Origin of the sequence: Actinacidiphila yanglinensis (assembly GCF_900107965.1) — a bacterium.
In the GTDB taxonomy this organism is placed as follows: Bacteria; Actinomycetota; Actinomycetes; order Streptomycetales; family Streptomycetaceae; genus Actinacidiphila; species Actinacidiphila yanglinensis.
Window position 1 is genome coordinate 710447 of sequence record NZ_FNVU01000001.1, and the last position, 21027, is coordinate 731473.

Genomic DNA, 21027 nt, shown 5'->3' on the forward strand with positions numbered 1-21027 from the left:
TTGTCGCGCAGTTCCCCGCGCCCCCGGATATGCCCGGGTACTCCTGGGCAAGCCAGGTGCGAGCCGCACGTACAAGGGGCGCGGGGAACTGCGCGAGCAACCACCGCGGACCGCAAGGTCCCCTGACAACAGGACGGGGCACCCCGGAGGGTCCGCTCACCCTTGCGGGGGCAATCCTTCACTCGCCCGGGCGAAATTCCCGCCTCGCACAAGCCGAGCGCAGCGCCCCCGCGTTGGAACGACGTGAGCGAGAAGAACCGGAACGGAAAAGTCAGCGCGCGGCAGGCGCTGCAGGCGCAGCGCGAGAAGGACAAGGCCCGGGCCAAGCGGAAGCGGACGCTGACCGTGGCGGGCGGGGTGGTCGTGGTGATCGCGATCGCCGCGGGCATCTCCATCGCCGTGGCGAACAGCGGCAGCGGCAAGAGCAGCGGCAGCGACTCCGCGGGCACCGTGACCGCGCCGCGCGGCGCCATCGGGAAGGACAACCTGGTGATCCCGGTCGGCGCCGCCGACGCGCCGTCCACGCTGACCATCTACGAGGACTTCCGCTGCCCGGCCTGCGACGCCTTCGAGAAGAGCTTCACGCCGACGATCCACGGCCTGGAGGACAGCGGCGCGATGCGCACCGAGTACCACCTGGTCACCCTCATCGACGGCAATCTCGGCGGCGACGGCTCGCTGAACGCGGCGAACGCGGCGGCCTGCGCCCAGGACGCGGGCAAGTTCCGCGCCTACCACGACGTGCTCTACGCCAACCAGCCGGACGAGCAGGACGACAAGTTCGGCGACAAGAAGAACCTGCTCACCCTCGCGGGCAAGGTTCCCGGGCTGCGGACCGCCGCCTTCACCGCCTGCGTGGACAACGGCACCCACAACGCGTGGGTGAAGAAGTCCAACGACGCGTTCAACACCGCCGGCTTCAATTCCACCCCGACCGTGCTGCTCAACGGCAAGAACATCTACAGCAACGCGGCGCTGACCCCCGCGCTGCTGAAGACGATGGTCGAGGCGGCGAACAAGGGCAAGAAGCCCGGCACCGTCACCGCCACGCCCAGCCCGTCCTGACCCCGCTCCCGACCCGTTCCCCGACCCCGTCCTCGGCCGTGACGTTATCCATACGTAGCCGGGCGGCTTGCCCTACCACCCGCCCGGCACGGTACGGTCGGCATTGCCATGAAGCTTGCATACATTCCCAGTCCCTCCCACGGGGTCGTCCATCTCGGACCCATCCCGCTGCGGGGCTACGCGTTCTGCATCATCATCGGTGTCTTCGTTGCCATCTGGCTCGGGAACAAGCGGTGGATCGCCCGCGGCGGCAAGCGGGAGACCGTCGCGGACATCGCGGTGTGGGCGGTGCCGTTCGGCCTGGTCGGCGGTCGCCTCTACCACGTGATCACCGACTACGAGCTGTACTTCACCAACGGCAACGACTGGGTGAACGCCTTCAAGGTCTGGGACGGCGGGCTGGGCATCTGGGGCGCGATCGCCCTGGGTGCGCTCGGCGCGTGGATCGGCTGCCGCCGGCGCGGCATCGCGCTCCCCGCCTACGCCGACGCGATCGCCCCGGGCATCGCCTTCGCGCAGGCCATCGGCCGCTGGGGCAACTGGTTCAACCAGGAGCTGTACGGCAACCACACCACCCTGCCGTGGGGCCTGAAGATCACCAGCACCGCGGGTGACCGGATCCCCGGTGTCTACCAGCCGACGTTCCTGTACGAGTGCCTCTGGTGCATCGGCGTCGGCTTCCTGGTGATCTGGGCCGACCGGCGCTTCCGGCTCGGGCACGGCCGCGCCTTCGCGCTGTACGTGGCGGCCTACTGCGTGGGCCGCGGCTGGATCGAGCACCTTCGGTCCGACTACGCCCACCACATCCTGGGCCTGCGTCTCAACGACTGGACGGCGATCATCGTCTTCCTCGCCGCGGTGCTCTACCTGGTGCTGTCGGCCCGGATGCGGCCCGGCCGGGAGACCGTGGTCGAGCCGGACACCGCGGTGGCGGTTGCGGGCGACGCGGAGGCGCCGTCCGAGGCAGGCGAGAACGCCGAGGCCGGCACTCCCGTACTGACCAAGGCCGCGAAGGGTGCGGAAGGTTCCGAGGGCTCCGACGCCTCCGGCACCACCGACGAGCCCGCGGCGGCGCCGGACTCCGACGCCGGTGACGTGGGTGCCGCGTCCGCGACGGCGGCGTCCGAGCCGCACTCGCAGTCCTCCTGACCTCGTCCCGAGCACCCTCCCCTTCCGTCCGACCCGCTCGCCGTGGCGAGAAACCGCAGCTCAGGGCAGCCTTCCCTTGCTGGCGGCGGCTCGGAATGCCACGTACGGTCGAAGCGTTGCGCAGACGGACGCGGGCCGCACGGGTGCCCGGGGGAGGGGCAGGGACATGACGACGGCCACCGTGGAGCCGGCCGGTGCGGCCGCTCCGTACCACGTACCCCAGCACTCGCACCGTGACGTCAGCGGCGGGTGGCTGCGGCCGGCGGTGTTCGGCGCGATGGACGGGCTGGTGTCGAACTTCGCGCTGATGACCGGGGTCGCCGGCGGTGACGTGGGCGCGCGGACCGTGGTGGTCACGGGCCTGGCCGGGCTGGCCGCCGGGGCGTTCTCCATGGCGGCCGGCGAGTACACCTCGGTCGCCTCGCAGCGCGAGCTGGTCGAGGCGGAGCTGGCGGTGGAGCGGATCGAGCTGGACCGCAACCCCGAGGCAGAGCTGCGGGAGCTGGCCGCGCTGTACGTCTCGCGCGGGGTGGAGCCGGAGCTCGCCCACGAGGTGGCCCGGCAGCTGTCCGCCGACCCCGAGCAGGCGCTGGAGATCCACGCCCGCGAGGAGCTGGGCGTCGACCCGACCGACCTGCCCTCGCCGCTGGTCGCGGCGGCCTCCTCGTTCGTGTGCTTCGCGCTGGGCGCGCTGCTGCCGGTGCTCCCGTACCTGCTGGGTGCGACCGTGCTGTGGCCGGCGGTGGCGCTGGCGCTGGCCGGGCTCTTCGGCTGCGGTGCGGCGGTGGCCCGGGTCACCGCGCGCTCCTGGTGGTACAGCGGGCTGCGGCAGCTCGTGCTGGGTGCCGCAGCGGGCGGCGTCACGTTCGCGCTGGGCAGCCTGATCGGCTCGGCGGTGGGCTGACGCCGCCGCTCCCGGCCCTGGTGGGAGCCGTCCCAGGGCCCGGCCGGGCCGCCCCTGGCCCGCCTCCCGCGGTCCGGCGCTGAACGGCCGTACCATCGGAATCGCGGGTGGTACCGGCAACTCGCCAGAAGGTTCTGTTTCCCCCTCGTTTCAGCATCGGCCGCACGGGGCATCAGTCGGTAACCCAACCGGCTGAGCTTTCCCCCGAGGCTCGTCGAGCTGTGCGCGGGCACCCTCGCACGCAGTGCCGGGACCGTCCGTACAACCCGCGGCGCGACGCTGGCCAGAAGTAGCTGTTCCACCTTCCGATCACCACCTCGCACGTCCACATGCTGGAATCGAATATCCACTTCTCGAACATTCGTCCATCATGTAACCTGCACGAAATCGCAGAGGGCCAACGTCGTCCCTGTTGCGCATGCCCGGGGAACGGGCGATGCATATCAGCCAATGACGACGACGGGAGAGCCATGCGTTCGCGTTCCGCGTTCATGGACGGGCGCCCCGCCCCGCAGGGGATGTACGATCCCCGCAACGAGCACGACGCCTGCGGTGTCGGTTTTGTCGCCACTCTCAGCGGCGAGGCGAGCCACGCGCTCGTCCAGCAGGCGCTCACCGTCCTGCGCAACCTGGAGCACCGCGGTGCCACCGGCGCCGAGCCGGATTCCGGCGACGGCGCGGGCATCCTGCTCCAGATCCCGGACGCTTTCCTTCGCGAGTCCGTCGACTTCGAGCTGCCCGCCGCGGGCCAGTACGCCGTCGGGCTCGCCTTCCTCCCGCACGAGCACGACGACCGCTCCAAGGCCGTCGACGCCATCGAGCGGATCGCCGCGGAAGAGGGCCTGGCCGTCCTCGGCTGGCGCCGGATGCCGACCGATCCCGACCTGCTCGGCGCGACCGCCCGCTCCACCATGCCGTACTTCACGCAGCTCTTCGTCGCCGACGGTGACGACTCCCGCGGCGCGGAGGGCCGCCGGGCGGGCATCGACCTGGACCGGCCCGCCTTCGTGCTGCGCAAGCGCGCCGAGCGCGAGGCCGACGTGTACTTCCCGTCGCTGTCCGCGCGGACCATCGTCTACAAGGGCATGCTCACCACCGGCCAGCTGGAGCCGTTCTTCCCCGACCTGTCCGACGAGCGGTTCGCCACCGCCATCGCGCTGGTCCACTCCCGCTTCTCCACCAACACCTTCCCGAGCTGGCCGCTCGCCCACCCCTACCGGTTCGTCGCGCACAACGGCGAGATCAACACCGTCAAGGGCAACCGCAACTGGATGCGCGCCCGCGAGTCGCAGCTGGCCAGCGAGCTGTTCGGCCCGGTGCGCGGCACCGACGGGAGCGCCGCGGAGGAGCGGGGCGCCCTGGACCGGATCTTCCCGATCTGCACGCCCGGCGCGTCCGACACGGCGTCCTTCGACGAGGTGCTGGAGCTGCTGCACCTCGGCGGCCGCTCGCTGCCGCACAGCGTGCTGATGATGATCCCCGAGGCGTGGGAGAACCACACCTCGATGGACCCCGCCCGCCGTGCCTTCTACCGCTACCACTCCACGCTCATGGAGCCGTGGGACGGCCCGGCCTGCGTCACCTTCACCGACGGCACCCTCGTCGGCGCCGTGCTGGACCGCAACGGGCTGCGCCCCGGCCGCTACTGGGTCACCGACGACGGCCTGGTCGTGCTCGCCTCCGAGTCCGGGGTGCTGCACGACATCGCGCCGGAGAAGGTGATCCGCAAGGGCCGCCTCCAGCCGGGCCGGATGTTCCTGGTCGACACCGCCTCGCACCGCGTCGTCGAGGACGACGAGATCAAGGCCGAGATCGCCGCGCAGAACCCGTACACGGACTGGCTGGCCGCCGGGCTGATCAACCTGCCCGACCTGCCCGAGCGCGAGCACATCGTGCACACCCACGCCTCGGTCACCCGCCGCCAGCAGACCTTCGGCTACACCGAGGAGGAGCTGCGGGTCCTGCTCGCGCCGATGGCCCGCACCGGCGCCGAGCCGATCGGCTCGATGGGCACCGACTCGCCGATCGCGGCGCTGTCGGACCGGCCGCGGCTGCTGTTCGACTACTTCACCCAGCTCTTCGCGCAGGTCACCAACCCGCCGCTGGACGCCATCCGCGAGGAACTGGTCACCTCGCTGATCTCCACGATCGGCCCCTCCGGGAACCTGCTGGAGCCCAGCCCCGCGTCGTGCCGCAACATCACCCTGCCCTTCCCGGTGATCGACAACGACGAGCTGGCCAAGCTCATCCACGTCAACGCCGACGGCGACCTGCCCGGGCTGAAGAGCGCCACGCTGTCCGGCCTGTACCGGGTCAGCGGCGGCGGCGAGGCACTCGCCGCGCGACTGGCCGAGATGTGCGCCGAGGCCGACGCCGCCATAGAGGACGGTGCCCGGCTGATCGTGCTGTCCGACCGGCACTCCGACGCCGAGCACGCCCCGATCCCGTCTCTGCTGCTCACCTCCGCGGTCCACCACCACCTGATCCGCACCAAGCAGCGCACCCAGGTCGGCCTGATCGTCGAGGCCGGCGACGTCCGCGAGGTGCACCACGTCGCCCTGCTGATCGGCTACGGCGCGGCGGCGGTCAACCCGTACCTGGCGATGGAGTCCGTCGAGGACCTGGTGCGGGCCGGTACCTTCCTGCCCGGCGTCGACGCCGAGACCGCGATGCGCAACCTGATCAAGGCGCTCGGCAAGGGCGTCCTGAAGGTCATGTCGAAGATGGGCATCTCCACCGTCGCCTCCTACCGCGGCGCGCAGGTCTTCGAGGCGGTCGGCCTGGACGCCGACTTCGTCGACACCTACTTCCACCTCACCGACACGAAGATCGGCGGGGCGGGCATCGACGTCGTCGCGCGGGAGGTCGCCGCCCGGCACGTCAAGGCGTACCCGGTCTCCGGCATCCCCGCCGCGCACCGGCGGCTGGAGATCGGCGGCGAGTACCAGTGGCGCCGCGAGGGCGAGCCGCACCTGTTCGACCCGGACACGGTCTTCCGGCTCCAGCACGCCACCCGCACCCGGCGCTACGACATCTTCCAGCAGTACACCTCCCGCGTGAACGAGCAGTCCGAGCGGCTGATGACGCTGCGCGGCCTGTTCGGCCTGAAGCACGAGCGTCCGGCCGTCCCGATCGACGAGGTCGAGCCGGTCAGCGAGATCGTCCGGCGGTTCTCCACCGGCGCGATGTCGTACGGCTCGATCTCCCGCGAGGCGCACGAGACGCTCGCCATCGCGATGAACCAGCTCGGCGGCAAGTCCAACACCGGCGAGGGCGGCGAGGACCCGGACCGGCTGTACGACCCGGCCCGGCGCAGCGCCATCAAGCAGGTCGCCTCCGGCCGCTTCGGGGTCACCTCGGAGTACCTGGTCAACGCGGACGACATCCAGATCAAGATGGCCCAGGGCGCCAAGCCCGGCGAGGGCGGCCAGCTGCCCGGCCACAAGGTCTACCCGTGGATCGCCGGCACCCGGCACTCCACCGCGGGCGTCGGCCTGATCTCGCCGCCGCCGCACCACGACATCTACTCCATCGAGGACCTCGCCCAGCTCATCCACGACCTGAAGAACGCCAACCCCCGGGCCCGCGTGCACGTCAAGCTGGTCTCCGAGGTCGGCGTCGGCACGGTCGCGGCAGGCGTGTCCAAGGCGCACGCCGACGTGGTGCTGATCTCCGGCCACGACGGCGGCACAGGCGCCTCGCCGCTCACCTCGCTCAAGCACGCGGGCGGCCCCTGGGAGCTGGGACTGGCCGAGACGCAGCAGACCCTGCTGCTCAACGGGCTGCGGGACCGGATCGTCGTGCAGACCGACGGCCAGCTCAAGACCGGCCGGGACGTGGTCATCGCGGCGCTGCTCGGCGCCGAGGAGTTCGGCTTCGCCACCGCGCCGCTGGTCGTCTCCGGCTGCATCATGATGCGCGTCTGCCACCTGGACACCTGCCCGGTCGGCGTCGCCACCCAGAACCCGGTGCTGCGCGACCGCTTCTCCGGCAAGCCGGAGTTCGTGGTGAACTTCTTCGAGTTCATCGCCGAGGAGGTCCGCGAGCTCCTCGCCGAGCTGGGCTTCCGCTCGATCGAGGAGGCCGTCGGCCACGCCGAACTCATCGACGCCGGGCGCGCGGTGGACCACTGGAAGGCGGAGGGCCTGGACCTGGCGCCGCTGCTGTACGTGCCGGAACTGCCCGAGGGCGCGGCACTGCACCGCACCACCGCCCAGGACCACGGGCTGGACCGCGCGCTCGACAACGAGCTGATCCGGCTCGCCGCCGAGGCGCTGGAGTCCGGCGCCCCGGTCCGCGCCCAGGTGCCGATCCGCAACGTCAACCGCACCGTCGGCACCATGCTCGGCCACGAGGTGACGAAGAAGTACGGCGGCGCGGGCCTGCCGCAGGACACCATCGACATCACCTTCACCGGCTCCGCGGGCCAGTCCTTCGGCGCGTTCCTGCCCCAGGGCATCACCCTGCGGCTGGAGGGCGACGCCAACGACTACGTCGGCAAGGGCCTGTCCGGCGGCCGCGTGATCGTCCGCCCGGACCGCGGCGCGGACCACCTCGCCGAGGAGTCGACCATCGCGGGCAACACCATCGCCTACGGCGCGACCGGCGGCGAGCTGTTCCTGCGCGGCCGCACCGGCGAGCGGTTCTGCGTGCGCAACTCCGGCGCGACCGTCGTCGCCGAGGGCGTCGGCGACCACGGCTGCGAGTACATGACCGGCGGCCGGGCCGTGGTGCTCGGCAGCACCGGCCGGAACTTCGCGGCCGGCATGTCCGGCGGCATCGCCTACCTGCTGGACCTCGACCCGGACTGCGTCAACCCCGGGATGGTCGAGGTCGAGCAGCTGACGGCCGACGACATCACCTGGCTGCACGACGTGGTGCGGCGCCACCTGGAGGAGACCGGCTCCACCGTCGCCGAGCGGCTGCTCGCCGACTGGGGCAGCGCCCTCACCCGCTTCGGCAAGGTCATGCCGAGGGACTACAAGGCAGTGCTCGCCGCCAAGAACGCCGCCGAGCAGGCCGGACTCTCGGAGTCCGAGACCACCGCGAAGATGATGGAGGCGGCAAATGGCTGACCCCAAGGGCTTCCTCACCACCCCGCGTGAGAACAACCCGACCCGCGCGGTCGAGGAGCGCCGGCAGGACTGGAGCGAGGTCTACGTTCCCGGCGGGCTGCTGCCGATCGTCAGCAAGCAGGCCGGCCGCTGCATGGACTGCGGCATCCCGTTCTGCCACCAGGGCTGCCCGCTGGGCAACCTCATCCCGGAGTGGAACGACTACGCCTACCGCGAGGACTGGACCGCCGCGTCCGAGCGGCTGCACGCCACCAACAACTTCCCGGAGTTCACCGGGCGGTTGTGCCCGGCGCCGTGCGAGTCCGCCTGCGTGCTCGGCATCAACCAGCCGCCGGTGACCATCAAGAACGTCGAAGTCAGCATCATCGACCAGGCGTGGGACAACGGGGACGTCCGCCCGCAGCCCCCGGAGCGGCTGTCCGGCAAGACCGTCGCCGTCATCGGCTCCGGCCCGGCCGGCCTCGCCGCCGCCCAGCAGCTCACCCGGGCCGGCCACACCGTGGCCGTCTACGAGCGGGCCGACCGGATCGGCGGGCTGCTGCGGTACGGCATCCCCGAGTTCAAGATGGAGAAGCGGCACATCAACCGCCGCATCGAGCAGATGCGCGCGGAGGGCACCAAGTTCCGCACCGGCGTGCAGATCGGCACCGACCTGGACGCCGCGAAGCTCGCCCGCCGGTACGACGCCGTGGTCATCGCGGCCGGCGCCACCCAGTGGCGGGACCTGCCGGTCGAGGGCCGCGAACTGACCGGCGTGTACCAGGCGATGGAGTACCTGCCGCTGTCGAACAAGGTGCAGGAGGGCGACTTCGTGGCGCCCCCGATCACCGCCGAGGGCAAGCACGTCGTGGTCATCGGCGGCGGCGACACCGGCGCGGACTGCGTCGGCACCGCGCACCGGCAGGGCGCGCTGTCCGTCACCCAGCTGGAGATCATGCCGCGCCCCTCCGACGAGCGGCCCGCGCACCAGCCGTGGCCGACGATGCCGATGGTCTACAAGGTGACCTCCGCGCACGAGGAGGGCGGCGAGCGCGTCTACGCCGTCAACACCGTGAAGTTCACCGGCGACGCCGACGGGCACGTCCGGGAACTCCACCTGGTCGAGGTGGTCTTCCAGGACGGCACGTTCGTGCCGCAGGAGGGCACCGAGCGGGTCATCAAGGCCGACCTGGTCACCCTCGCGATGGGCTTCACCGGCACCGACCAGAAGAACGGCCTCATCGAGCAGATCGGCCTGGAACTGGACGCGCGCGGCAACATCGCCCGGGACGGCTCCTACGCGACCAACGTCGAAGGGGTGTTCGTCGCCGGTGACGCCGGCCGCGGCCAGTCCCTGATCGTCTGGGCCATCGCCGAGGGGCGCTCCGCGGCGAAGTCCGTCGACGCCTTCCTCACGGGGGTGCCGTCCGCCCTGCACGCCCCGATCCGCCCCACCGACCGGCCGCTCACCGTCTGACGGCCCCGAGAACGTCCCGCACAACGGTGTGCGGAACGCAGTAACACCCGCAGCGCTCGCCACTCCCCGACCAAGGAGGCGGGCGCTGCGCCATGTCCCGCTCCGATCACCGGCCGCAGCCCCAGGCAGCCGCCCGACCGTACGGGTGACAACGGGGGTACCAGGCTTCGAACGCGCGGTGCAAGGGGACCTATCTGCGCGCATCACCGACCGGCCCCCACTGCCTCCGCGATCGGAGCACACCTGTATGTCCCGTCTCAGAGCGCCCCTCGGCGTGTCCGTCACCGCCGCGGTCCTCGCCGCACTCCCCGCCACCGTGCTCACGGCACCGGCACACGCGGCCACCACCGGCCCGGGCGCTTCGACCGCCGCCTCCGCCGCTCCTGCCGCCGGTGCGCCCGGCGGCCGGGCTGCCGCGGTCGTCCAGCGCGTCACCCCCGGCGAGCTGGGCCCGGCAGGCCCCTGGCTGCGCCTAGGGGACAGCTCGGACTACGACGGCCGACCGCTCGGCGTGCAGGAGATCGCGCCCTTCGCCGACCCGGTGCACTTCAACGGCAGCCTGCACCTGGCCGTCGCACGCGATGATGCCGCCCAACAGGCCCAGGCCGCGCACTACTTCACCGCCGCCGTCCCGCTGTCCGTCATCGACGCCTCCCCCCTGTCGTACGACCTGTACGTCAAGAGCTCGTCCAGCGACGAGGCCGAGGCCGTCGGCGCGAACCTCCAACTCCCGGTGCTCTGCCAGGGGCTGTTCGCCACGCTCAGCTTCCAGCCGCAACTCGCCACCGACGCGCAGGGCCGCACGGGTGCGGTCACCGATGCCTGGCGGCACTTCGACACCGGCGGCTCGGCCATGTGGCGCACCTCCCGCGCGGTGGGCCCGTTCGCCGCGCAGAGCGACCACCCGCTGAGCGACTACGTCAGCGCGTGCGACGCGCCGGGCGACGGCGCGATCGGCGTGATCGCGAACGTCGGCCGGCTCGGCGACCCGGGCGCCGCCCTCGACACCTACGTCGACAACATCACCGTGGACGGCACGGTCTACGACTTCGCGACCGGGCGGACCGCGCAGGGGCGCATCAGCGTCCAGAGCGGCGGCAGCGGTACGGGAGACGGCACCGGCGGCTACGGCTCGGGCTCCGGTGGTGGCTACGGCTCCGGTGACGACCAGGGTGAGGACACCTGCGTCGAGGACGACGGCGTCGTCACCTTCACCAGCCCCGCCGACGGCCCCGACTACCGCGCGGTCGGCACCCGGCTGGTCCTGTCCGGGCCCGGGCTCACCCCCGAAAGCGTCACCGTCACCGCGAACGGTGCCCCGGTCACGCTGACCGAAGGCCCCGACGGCACCCTCACCGCGGTGGTCGCCCCCGACCCCGAGGTGGACCTCGCCCCCGGCGGGACGTTCAGCACGCCGTTCACCGTCACCTTCGACGGGCCGCGGCACGGGCCGGTCACCCTGACCGCGGAACTGCTCGCGCAGGGCTACGAACCCCTGCAGCCGACCGGCGTGACCGCGCGCACCGAACTGGGCTGACCCACCGGTCCGTTCCCCCCGCCGCCCCGCCTGCGGATCCGCCCGGCCGCCCTGTGCAGGTCACGTGTCGCAGTCCAGCTCCGACCTGCACAGGGCGCACCGGGCACGCAGGCGCCCCCGGCACGGCAGCCGGATGCGCTGGTAGCAGGTGGGGCAGGGGAAGGACACGCGCAGGTCGGCGGGGGTTCCGGTGAAGGTGTAGTCGGCCGGGGCGGGGGTGGCGCCGGCCCGGCGGTTCTTCGCGTACAGCCGGCGGGCCGCCCAGGACGCGGCGGCCAGCGGAGGACGGCGCAGGTCCTGGCGGGCACGGGTGAGGCCCACGCGGTAGGCGTCGCGGGCCTGGGGGCTGCGGAACCACGGCTCGATGTCGTCGCCGAGGGCGAGCGCCCGCTTCGCCAGGACGTACCCGAACTCCTCGGGCGTCAGGTAGCCGAGCTTGTACGCCGACATGGTCATCCGGTCGCCGCGCATCGACGGCTCCTCGCGGTAGGCGTCCAGCAGCAGCCAGCCCGCGCCCAGATACGCGGTCGCGGTGTCCGTGAGGATCTCGTTGTCCCTGGTGCCGGGGAAGGACAGCCCGAGCCGGTGCAAGTAGACATGCATCACCTCGTGGGCGAGCGCGGCCCCCACGTCCCGCCGGTCGGTCTTGAACCGGGAGTGCAGTTCCACGAAGTACTCGGGACCCGCGGCCAGTTCGACGTTCCCGGCGTGCACCATGTCGCGGAAGCCCACCACCATCCGGGCGTCCGGCAGCCGGAAGTGCTGCACCATCACCCGGGCCACCCGCTGCGCGCCCAGGTACGGGTCCTCGTCGTCGGGGAAGTCCACGAGTTCCGGGCGCACGCTGGTGGCGAAGCGGGCCACCCCGTCCGCGGAGAGCCGCCGGTGGATCGCGGTCAGCGCCCGCCGCACGGTCTCCAGATGCGGAAACCCGTGCTCGATCGGACCTCCGGCGATCTCCTCGCCGTCCTCGGCCACGTCGCCCATGCCCACCTCCCCGCCCCTGCGAGCCTAAGGCACGTCCGCCCACGCCGTCGTGGCCGTCCACAGCGCTCCCCCCGCGCCGGACGAGCCGTCGACCCGCACTCCGGCCGCCGCCAGACGCGTGGGCGCGTCCGGGCCGGTCCCGCCGGCCGACCGGTAGACGCTGAGCAGCAGGCGGCCACCAGGAGCGACCAGGCGGACCCGGACGTGCCGGACCAGGTCGATGAGGCACGGCGAGCCGCTGACCGGCGACGCGGGCACCACCCCGCGCGCGGCCCTCGACGAACCGAATGTGTGAACCACCACCGCAGTCATGATCGCAAATGCGTTCCACCAGCGCCGACCTTGGGGCAGCATGAACGGCATGCCTGCTCTCACCCGCGCCGAGGCCGAGACCCGCGCCCGCGACCTGGACGTCACGCACTACGCGATCGACCTCGACCTGACCCGGGGCGAGGCCGGCTTCGGATCGACCACCGTCATCCGCTTCGCGGCGCTGCGCGACTGCGACACCTTCGCCGAGATCGAGCCGGCGGCGCTGCACCGCGTCCTGCTGGACGGCCGGCCCCTCGATCCCGCGCTGCTCGACGACGGCCGGCTGCCGCTGACCGGCCTGACCGCGGGCGAGCACGAACTGCGGGTCGAGGCCGACATGCGCTACTCGCGCACCGGCGAGGGCATGCACCGCTTCACCGACCCCGCCGACGGCGAGACCTACCTCTACACCCAGCTCTTCCTCGACGACGTGCGCCGGGTGTTCGCCGCCTTCGACCAGCCCGACCTGAAGGCCCGCTTCGACGTGGCCGTCACCGCGCCCGAGCACTGGACGGTGCTCGGCAACGGCGTCGCGACCCGCACCGCGCCCGGCCGCTGGCAGATGTCCACCACCCCGCCGCTGTCCACCTACGTCGTCGCGGTCGCCGCCGGGCCGTACCACTCGGTGCGCACCGAGCACGCCGGCCTGCCCTTCGGCCTGCACTGCCGCCGCTCGCTCGCCCCGCACCTGGACCGGGCCGCGCCCGAACTGCTCGCCTTCACCCGGCGCGCCTTCGACCGCTACCACGAGATGTTCGACGAGCCCTACGCGTTCGACTCCTACGACCAGGCGTTCATGCCCGAGTTCAACTTCGGCGCGATGGAGAACCCCGGGCTGGTCCTCTTCCGCGACGAATACGTCTTCCGCTCCGCCGCCAGCCCCACCGAACTCCTCAACCGGGCCGTGGTCATGGCGCACGAGATGGCCCACATGTGGTTCGGCGACCTGGTCACCCTGCGCTGGTGGGACGACATCTGGCTGAACGAGTCGTTCGCCGAGTACATGGGCTACCAGATCGTCTCGGAGGACCCCGGCTTCCCCGGCGCGTGGACCGACTACGGCGCCAACCGCAAGTTCAAGGGCTCCGACAGCGACCAGCGCCCCTCCACCCACCCGGTCGCCCCGCTGCCCGACGACGTCCCCGACACCGCCTCCGCGCTCACCAACATCGACGGGATCTCCTACGCCAAGGGCGGTTCGGCGCTGCGCCAGCTCGTCACCTGGATGGGCCGCGAGGACTTCCTCGCCGGCGTCAACGAGCACTTCGCCCGGCACCGCTTCGGCAACGCCCGGCTCGCCGACCTCATCGACTCGCTCGCCTCCGCCACCGGCCGCGACGTGCCGGCCTGGGCCGAGGCGTGGCTGCGCACCACCGGCGTCGACACCCTCACCCCGTCCGCGTCGCCCGCGCCCGGCGGCTGGCGGCTGGAGATCGGCCACCACGGCAGCCGCCCGCACCGCGTCGACGTCGGCCTGTACGACCGGGACACCGCCGACCCGGCCCGGCTGGTGCTGCGCGAGCGCGCCACCGTGGACATCACCGCCACCTCCGCGGTCGAGCGCCGCGAGTTCGGCGGCCCCCGGCCCGACCTGGTGCTGCTCAACGACGGCGACCTCAGCTTCGTGAAGGTCCGCTTCGACGAGCGCTCCTGGGAGGCGGTGCGCGACGCCCTCGGCTCCATCCCGGACCCGCTGGCCCGCTCCGTCGCCTGGAACGCGGCACGCGATCTCGTCCGTGACGCCCGGGTCGCCCCCGCCGACTACCTCGCGCTGGTCCGACGGCACCTGGCCGCCGAGCCCGAACCGTCGATCGTGCACGGCGTGCTCACCTTCGCCCGTACCACCGTCGCCGACGGCTACCTCGACCCGGCGCTGCGGCCCGACGCGCTCGCCGGACTGGCCGACACCGCCCGGGCGCTGCTCGCCCAGGAGCACGACGTCAACCGGCTCACCGCCACCCGCGCCCTGGTCGACGCCGCGCTCACCGCCGCCGACGCGGCCGAGCTGCGCACCTGGTACGAGCGGGGTGTCATCCCGGGCGGCAGCGTCCTCGACGCGGACCTGCGCTGGCAGTTGCTGCTGCGGCTGACCGTCCTGGGCGCGGCCGGCGCGGCCGACATCGCGGCGGAGGAGGAGCGCGACCCCACTGCCACCGGCCGGGAGGGTGCCGCGCGCTGCCGGGCGGCCCTGCCCGACGCGGACGCCAAGTCCGTCGCGTGGCAGGCGATGTTCCACGACGACGCGCGGTCCTCCTACCTGCTCACCGCGACCGCGCAGGGCTTCTGGCAGCCCGAGCAACGGGTCCTGCTGGACGGCTATCCCGCCCGCTACTACCCGGACGCGATCGCGGTCGCGGCCCGGCGCGGCCCGGTCGTGGCCGAGACGGTCGCCCGCATCGGCTTCCCGTCCACCGCGGTCACCGCGGACGCGCTGGCCCTCGGCCGGGCGGCGCTCGAAGGCCCGGGCGCCACCCCGGCGTTGCGCCGCGCCCTCGGGGACCGGCTGGACGACCTCGGCCGGGCGCTGCGGGTGCGGCAGGTCTTCGGCGGGTAGCGGCGGGCGGGCCGTGCCGTCCGGGGCGCGCGCGTGCGGCGTGCGGCCCGGCGCCGGCGCGTCGCACGCCCTTGTGCGGAGCCTCGTTCAGGACTTCAGCAGCGGCGCGGCGAGGTGCTTCGCGATCGGCGCCAGCGGGAAGGGCTGGCCGGTGGCCAGGTCCTCGTCGAGGGCCATGACGGTGTCGCCGGAGCGGACCAGGATGGTGTCGTTGCCGACGTAGTCGCCCTTGGGCGTGACCTTCAACTCGAAGGCGTCGTCGCCGAGTCCGGGCACCGTGGTCACGGATGCGGTGATCTTGATGCCCTTGCCGCTGCCGGCCTTGCCCGTGTAGCTCGCGCACCGGCGGGCGACGGCGCGCACGTCGGCCATCTGCTTGACGGCGTCCCCGGGCTGGTAGCTGTTGAACACCACGTAGGACTCGCCGAGTTGCGGGTCGGTGAGCGGGATCGACGCGAAGGCGGCGCTGTAGTCCGAGGTGAGGTCCTGCGGCTGGCCGCCGGTCATGGCGTCGTTGCAGTCGTCGGTGGGCAGTTCCGGGTCACCGGGGTCCTGGGCGGCGCCGTCGCTGTCGCTCTCCTCGTCCGCCTCGACCTTCCAACCCGACGGCGCCGTCGACGCGGTGGGCAGCAGCGCCTTCAACTGCGCGGAGCCCGGCACCGCGCCCGGCGCGGACGTGGCCGGCGAGGACGGCGCGGCGGGTGCGGAGGACGGCGCCGCCGATCCCGACGCACTCGCCGAAGTCGCCGACGAGCTCGGCGACGGGGACGCCGTCGTGTCGTCGTTGCAGGCGGCGAGGGCCGCCGCGCACACCACGACCGCTCCGGCACTGGCCACGGTCTTCCGGATACCCCACATGTGCGGCTCCCCCCACGGGCGCTGAACGACCGCACCCCCTCGGGCGCGGGCCCGACGACCGTAACCGGGCGACGGCGCCGATCCTTCGGAACCCGTACCACCGGCCCGTTGCTGCACGAGATCCCTACAAGTGCGGGGAGTCCGTTCCGGTACCCCGGCACGACCCGGGGACGGCCCGGGCACGTCGGTCGGGACCGACGCCGCCACCCTCGCGACGACCACCGCCCCCACCTCCTTTGCGATCACCGCCGTGACGTCGGCCGGAACGTACCCATTCGGTCCAGTCGTCGTTGAGCAGGGCGCCCTTGTCGTGCGCGCCGCCGGGCGCCGCCGCGCGCCCCGCCGCGCCGCTGAGTGAGGAACGCCCATGCCGATGCCCGGACTTGCCGGTGGACGCGGAGCCGCCGAGGTGTTGCGGCCGCTGGTGGACACCGTCTGCGGCGCGCTGGGGGAGGGGGCGCGGGACCGCGGCGGGCCGGTGCCGCGCGGCGGCCCCGACGAGGTGGCCCGGCAGATCGAGCAGGCCCTGCCGGACGTGCTGCCGCGCAGCGGCACCGGCGAGCACGAGGCCCTGGCCACCGTGGTGCACCTGATGGCCCTCGGCGCCGCCGATCCCGCCGAGGCGCTGTGCGCCGCGCACCTGCACTGCCCGCCGCTGGCCGTCGCCGCCGCCGCGGACCTGGCCGCCTCCGCGCTCAACCCGTCCATGGACTCCTGGGACCAGGCCCCCGCCGCCAGCGCCCTCGAAGCGCGGGTGGCCGCCGCGCTCGCCGCCGTGGTCTACCCCAACCTGCCCGCCCCCGACGCCCTGGTGACCACCGGCGGCACCGAGTCCAACCAGCTCGCGCTGCTGCTGGCACGCGAGCGCGCCGCCGGCGGCCCCCGGGTCCAGGTCGTGTGCGGCGCGAACGCCCACCACAGCGTGCAGCGCGCCGCCTGGCTGCTCGGCCTGCCCCGGCCGATCGTGCTGGACACCCCCGCCGGCATCCTCGACCCCGGCGCCGTGGACACCGCGCTCGACCAACTGCCCGGCCGCCCCATGGTGGTGGCCACCGCCGGCACCACCGACAGCGGCGCCATCGACCCGCTGCCCGCCATCGCGCAGGTCACCGGCCGGCACGGCGCCGAACTCCACGTCGACGCCGCCTACGGCGGGCCGCTGCTCTTCAGCAGCCGCGAGGCCGCCAAACTCGACGGCGTGCAGTCCGCGGTCTCGGTCACCCTCGACCTGCACAAACTCGGCTGGCAGCCGGTCGCCGCCGGCCTGCTCGCGGTGCCCGACGGCGCCGCCCTGCGCCCGCTCGCCCACCAGGCCGACTACCTCAACGCCGCCGACGACACCGAGGCCGGCCTGCCCGACCTGCTCGGACGCTCGCTGCGCACCACCCGCCGCCCGGACGTCCTGAAGATCGCGGTCACCCTGCGCGCACTCGGCCACGAGGGCATCGCCGCCCTGGTGGACACCGTCTGCGACCTCGCCGCCGACCTGGCCGGCCGCGTCGAGCGCCACCCCGCGCTCACCCTGTACGCGCCGCCGGCGATCAGCACCGTCCTGTTCCGCCCGACCGCGGCAAGTGACGAGGAGACCGCCGAACTGCGCCGCCGGCTGCTGTACGAGGGCCGCGCCGTCCTCGGCCGGGCCCGCGCGGGCGGCCGGCTGTGGCTGAAGGCGACCCTGCTCAACCCGCACCTGCGCTCCGACGACCTCGACACGCTGCTGAAGCTCACCACGGAAGGCACCACGGCACGATGAACCCCACTTCGGACGGCGTCCCCGGTACTCCCGACCCCTCCGGCGTCCCCAGCGCGCCCGACCCCTCCGACCCGTCCGGCGCCCCCGGTCCGTCCGGCACCCTCGACCCGTCCGCCGCCGCGCCCGCGGACGACCCGTTCGACCTGCTCGGCATCGGCATCGGCCCGTTCAACCTCTCGCTGGCGGCCCTCGCCGACGGGATCCCGGGCCTGAGCGCGGCCTTCTACGACCAGCGCCCCGACTTCCGCTGGCACCCCGGCCTGCTCATCGACGGCGCCACCCTCCAAGTGCCCTTCCTCGCCGACCTGGTCACCCTCGCCGACCCCGGCAACCGCTGGACCTTCCTGAACTGGCTGAAAAGCCGTGAGCGGCTGTTCCCCTTCTACTTCGCCGAGCGCTTCCACGTGCACCGCGCCGAGTACGACGCCTACTGCCGCTGGGTCGCGGAGTCCCTGCCCACCACCCACTTCGGCCAGCAGGTCGACAGCGTGCGCTGGAACCCGGCCCGCGCCCTGTTCGAGGTGGACCACACCCATGTCGACGCGCACGGCGAGGCCGAGGCGCTGGCGCGCACCTACGCCCGGCACGTGGTGCTCGGCGTCGGGACCGAGCCGCACGTCCCCGAACCGCTGCGGCCGCTGGCGGAGTCGCCCACCGTGCCGGTGGTGCACTCCTCGCAGTACCTGCGGGAGCGGGCCCGGCTGCTGGCCGCCGACCACATCACGGTGGTCGGCTCCGGGCAGTCCGGCGCCGAGGTCTTCCTCGACCTGCTGCGCAACCGCCCGCCCGGCCGGGAGCGGATCACCTGGCTGGCCCGCACCCCGGCGTTCGCGCCCATGGAGTACAGCAAGCTCGGCCTGGAGCACTTCACCCCCGACTACACCCGCTACTTCCACGGCCTGGCCGAGCCGGTCCGCGACCGGGTGGTGACCGGGCAGTGGCAGCTGCACAAGGGCATCGACACCGAGACGATCGCCGCGATCCACGACGAGCTGTACCGCCGCACCCTGGAAGGCGGCTGGCCCGACGCGGTGCTCACCCCCGGCGTGACCATCCGCACCGCCGGCCGGATCGGCACCCAGAGCGTCGAACTGCACCTGGAGCACGCCGACCAGGGCACCCGCACCCGGCTGATCACCAGCGCCGTGGTGCTGGCCACCGGCTACCAGGAACGGTCCCTCGACCTCCTGCTGGACCCGCTCGCGCCGTACATCGAGCGGGACGCGGCAGGACGGCCGAGGATCGACGCCCGGCACCGGATGCGGCTGGACCGGTCCGTGTCCGGCCGCATCTACGTGCAGAACGCCGAGCGCCACACCCACGGCGTGGGCGCGCCGGACCTGGGCCTGGCGGCCTGGCGCTCGGCGGTGGTGCTCAACGACCTGACCGGGCTGCTGACCGGCGAGGAGCACTACCCGCTGCCGGTCAGAACCTCCTTCACCACCTTCGGCCTGGACGGCGCCGCCGCCGGGGACGTGCCTACCCGAACAGCGGCGCTCCGGCGCGGGTGAGCCGCCACTCGTCGCCGCCGAAGGACGCCGGGTCGATCGTGCCGTGCGCCTGCACCCAGGCGATGATCGTGTTGCGGATCTCGTCGGAGTTGGACCACACCGACTGCGCGGTGGCCACGTGCGGGTAGTTGCTGCCGCCGCCCGAGCGGTAGTTGTTCACCGCGAGCACGAACTGCGCGGCCGGGTCGATCGGCGCCCCGGCGTGCGTGAGGTTCGCGATCCGGGAGCCGGCCGGCTGCGCGATGTCGATGTCGTAGGACACCCCGCTGAGCACGTCGTAGCTGTAGTCGGGGGTGTTGTTCGCGTTGGTGATCTTCGTGACGTCGACGGGGGCGTCCGGCGCGGTCTGCACGAAGTACCCCGCCGACCATTCCAGGTAGTCCTTGACCTGGGCGCCGGTGAGGATCTTCGCGTCCAGGGTGTTCTCGTAGACGTACAGGCCGGCGACGTCGCGCAGCGAGACCTGCCCGGCCGGGATGGACGCGGTCCGGGAGAACGGCGACGCCTCGGAGAGCACCGGCAGGTCGGCGTACGCGGTGCCGGCCAGTGCCGTGGTGACGGTGTCGGACTGCACCTTGTTGATGAAGTCGATGATCGGGGTGTCCTTGTACGTGGACTCCGCCGCGGACATCGCCTCCGCGCAGGTCCCGACGACCTGGTTGACGTACGCGACGACCTTCTCGTGCTCGTCCCGCACCAGCTTGGCGACCACCGGGTCCTCGTCGACGGTGTTGGCGTTGCGCACCCCGGCGGTGACGGAGGTGACCTTCCAGCGGCCGTGCTCCAGCTCCAGGTCGATGTCGAACACGCTCAGCCGCATGCCCCACATCAGCGGCTCGGACAGCACGACGGTCCTGCCGGTCTGCTCGTTGACCACCAGCGTCTGCGGGCGCTCCACGTGGGTGTGGCCGACCAGGATCGCGTCGATCCCGGGCACCTGCGCGGCGACCAGCGAGGAGGCGTTCTCCGGGTAGGGCACGGTGTCGCCGTAAGAGGTGCTGCCGTCCAGGCCGGAGTGGTCGGTGCAGAACACCACGTCGCAGCCGAGCGAGCGCAGCTTCGGGACGTAGACGCTCGCCTGCTCCACCAGGCCGGGGAAGGCCAGCTGCCCCTGCACGTTGGCCTTGTCCCAGATCGCGATGCCGGGGTTGGTCAGCCCCAGGATGCCGATCTTGATGTCGGGACCGCCGGGCACCCGCAGCTCCTTGACCAGGTAGGGCGGGAACGCGGGCTTCAGCGTCTTGGCGTCGACGGCGTTGGCGGCCAGCAGCGGAAAGTCGCACTGGTCCTGGAAGGCGCGCAGCAGCGGGATGCCGTAGTTGAACTCGTGGTTGCCGAGCGCCGCGGCGTCGTACCGCATGTGGTTCATCGCCAGCGCCATCGGGTGCTGGGGGCCCTTCCGGGCGCCGGTGATCGGCTCGACGCGGGCGTAGTAGTAGGACAGCTGGGTGCCCTGGATGATGTCGCCGGCGTCGACGAGCAGGGTGCGGTCGTGGCCCTTCTCGGCGCGGGCGGCCTCGATCAGGGTGGCGAGCTTGGCCATGCCGACGTCGTTGTGGGTGGCGTCGTCGTACTCGGCGTTGGTGAAGTAGTCCCAGTTCAGGGCGTGGCCGTGCACGTCGGTGGTGCCCAGGACGCGCAGGCTGTACGTCGTGGGGCGGTGGCCGTGGCCGTGCTCGGGTTGCCGGTCGGCCGCCTCGGCGGGTGCCGCAGCCACCGCCCCGGCCGCCCCGGTGAGGGCGACGCCCGCGCCGGTGGCGGCGGAGCGGTTGATGAAGTCCCGGCGGTTCAGCGGCATCTGGGGTCTCCCGTGGGTCGGTGGCGCGTGGGCCTGAGGGATGAGAAGGGCAACGCGCGTAGATTCTG

The 21027-nt window shown here is 72.7% G+C and carries 13 protein-coding genes; 9 read left to right on the forward strand and 4 right to left on the reverse strand.

The window, feature by feature from the left end; translation table 11 throughout:
* Positions 1-243: 243 nt before the first annotated feature.
* The 6 genes from C4U44_RS02970 (at position 244) to C4U44_RS41415 (ending at position 11186) form a co-directional block, all read left to right on the forward strand.
* Positions 244-1065 (forward strand): DsbA family protein, encoded by an 822-nt coding sequence (locus C4U44_RS02970; RefSeq protein WP_103883959.1) that lies wholly within the window; start codon positions 244-246, stop codon positions 1063-1065.
* 108 nt (positions 1066-1173) lie between these two features.
* Positions 1174-2214: a prolipoprotein diacylglyceryl transferase gene (lgt, locus tag C4U44_RS02975; RefSeq protein WP_103883960.1), complete on the forward strand. Its 1041-nt coding sequence runs from the start codon at positions 1174-1176 to the stop codon at positions 2212-2214.
* Between the two features lie 166 nt (positions 2215-2380).
* Positions 2381-3118, forward strand: a complete 738-nt coding sequence (locus C4U44_RS02980; RefSeq protein WP_103883961.1) for a VIT1/CCC1 transporter family protein — start codon at positions 2381-2383, stop codon at positions 3116-3118.
* Positions 3119-3609: 491 nt separating this feature from the next.
* Entirely contained in the window at positions 3610-8193 is a 4584-nt protein-coding gene (gltB, locus tag C4U44_RS02985) for a glutamate synthase large subunit (protein ID WP_407642770.1), read from the forward strand.
* Complete coding sequence (locus C4U44_RS02990; RefSeq protein ID WP_103883963.1) at positions 8186-9649, forward strand: glutamate synthase subunit beta; 1464 nt, start codon at positions 8186-8188, stop codon at positions 9647-9649. The genes gltB and C4U44_RS02990 overlap by 8 nt, the downstream gene beginning before the upstream one ends.
* Positions 9650-9896: 247 nt before the next feature.
* Entirely contained in the window at positions 9897-11186 is a 1290-nt protein-coding gene (locus tag C4U44_RS41415; protein WP_160144969.1) for a hypothetical protein, read from the forward strand.
* A gap of 60 nt (positions 11187-11246) precedes the next feature.
* Here the strand turns inward: C4U44_RS41415 and C4U44_RS03000 are convergent, their stop codons facing one another.
* Positions 11247-12173, reverse strand: coding sequence for a hypothetical protein (locus C4U44_RS03000; protein ID WP_103883964.1), 927 nt, complete (start codon positions 12171-12173; stop codon positions 11247-11249).
* A 24-nt stretch (positions 12174-12197) separates the two neighbouring features.
* A complete protein-coding gene (locus C4U44_RS03005) occupies positions 12198-12476 on the reverse strand; it encodes a hypothetical protein (RefSeq protein WP_146088186.1) in 279 nt (92 codons plus the stop codon).
* Between the two features lie 49 nt (positions 12477-12525).
* On the opposite strand from C4U44_RS03005, the gene pepN reads away from it, so the two are divergent.
* Positions 12526-15039 (forward strand): aminopeptidase N, encoded by a 2514-nt coding sequence (pepN, locus tag C4U44_RS03010; protein ID WP_103883966.1) that lies wholly within the window; start codon positions 12526-12528, stop codon positions 15037-15039.
* Between the two features lie 87 nt (positions 15040-15126).
* Here the strand turns inward: pepN and C4U44_RS03015 are convergent, their stop codons facing one another.
* Positions 15127-15897: a hypothetical protein gene (locus C4U44_RS03015; RefSeq protein WP_160144970.1), complete on the reverse strand. Its 771-nt coding sequence runs from the start codon at positions 15895-15897 to the stop codon at positions 15127-15129.
* A gap of 367 nt (positions 15898-16264) precedes the next feature.
* Here C4U44_RS03015 and C4U44_RS03025 point away from each other — a divergent pair, with 367 nt between their 5' ends.
* Entirely contained in the window at positions 16265-17650 is a 1386-nt protein-coding gene (locus C4U44_RS03025; RefSeq protein ID WP_103883969.1) for a pyridoxal phosphate-dependent decarboxylase family protein, read from the forward strand.
* The gene (locus C4U44_RS03030) at positions 17647-19161 is read left to right on the forward strand and encodes a lysine N(6)-hydroxylase/L-ornithine N(5)-oxygenase family protein (protein WP_103883970.1); all 1515 of its coding nucleotides are present in this window, start codon (positions 17647-17649) and stop codon (positions 19159-19161) included. The genes C4U44_RS03025 and C4U44_RS03030 overlap by 4 nt, the downstream gene beginning before the upstream one ends.
* Here C4U44_RS03030 and C4U44_RS03035 read toward each other — a convergent pair.
* Positions 19130-20959: a bifunctional metallophosphatase/5'-nucleotidase gene (locus C4U44_RS03035; RefSeq protein WP_103883971.1), complete on the reverse strand. Its 1830-nt coding sequence runs from the start codon at positions 20957-20959 to the stop codon at positions 19130-19132. The genes C4U44_RS03030 and C4U44_RS03035 overlap by 32 nt on opposite strands.
* Positions 20960-21027 lie beyond the last annotated feature (68 nt).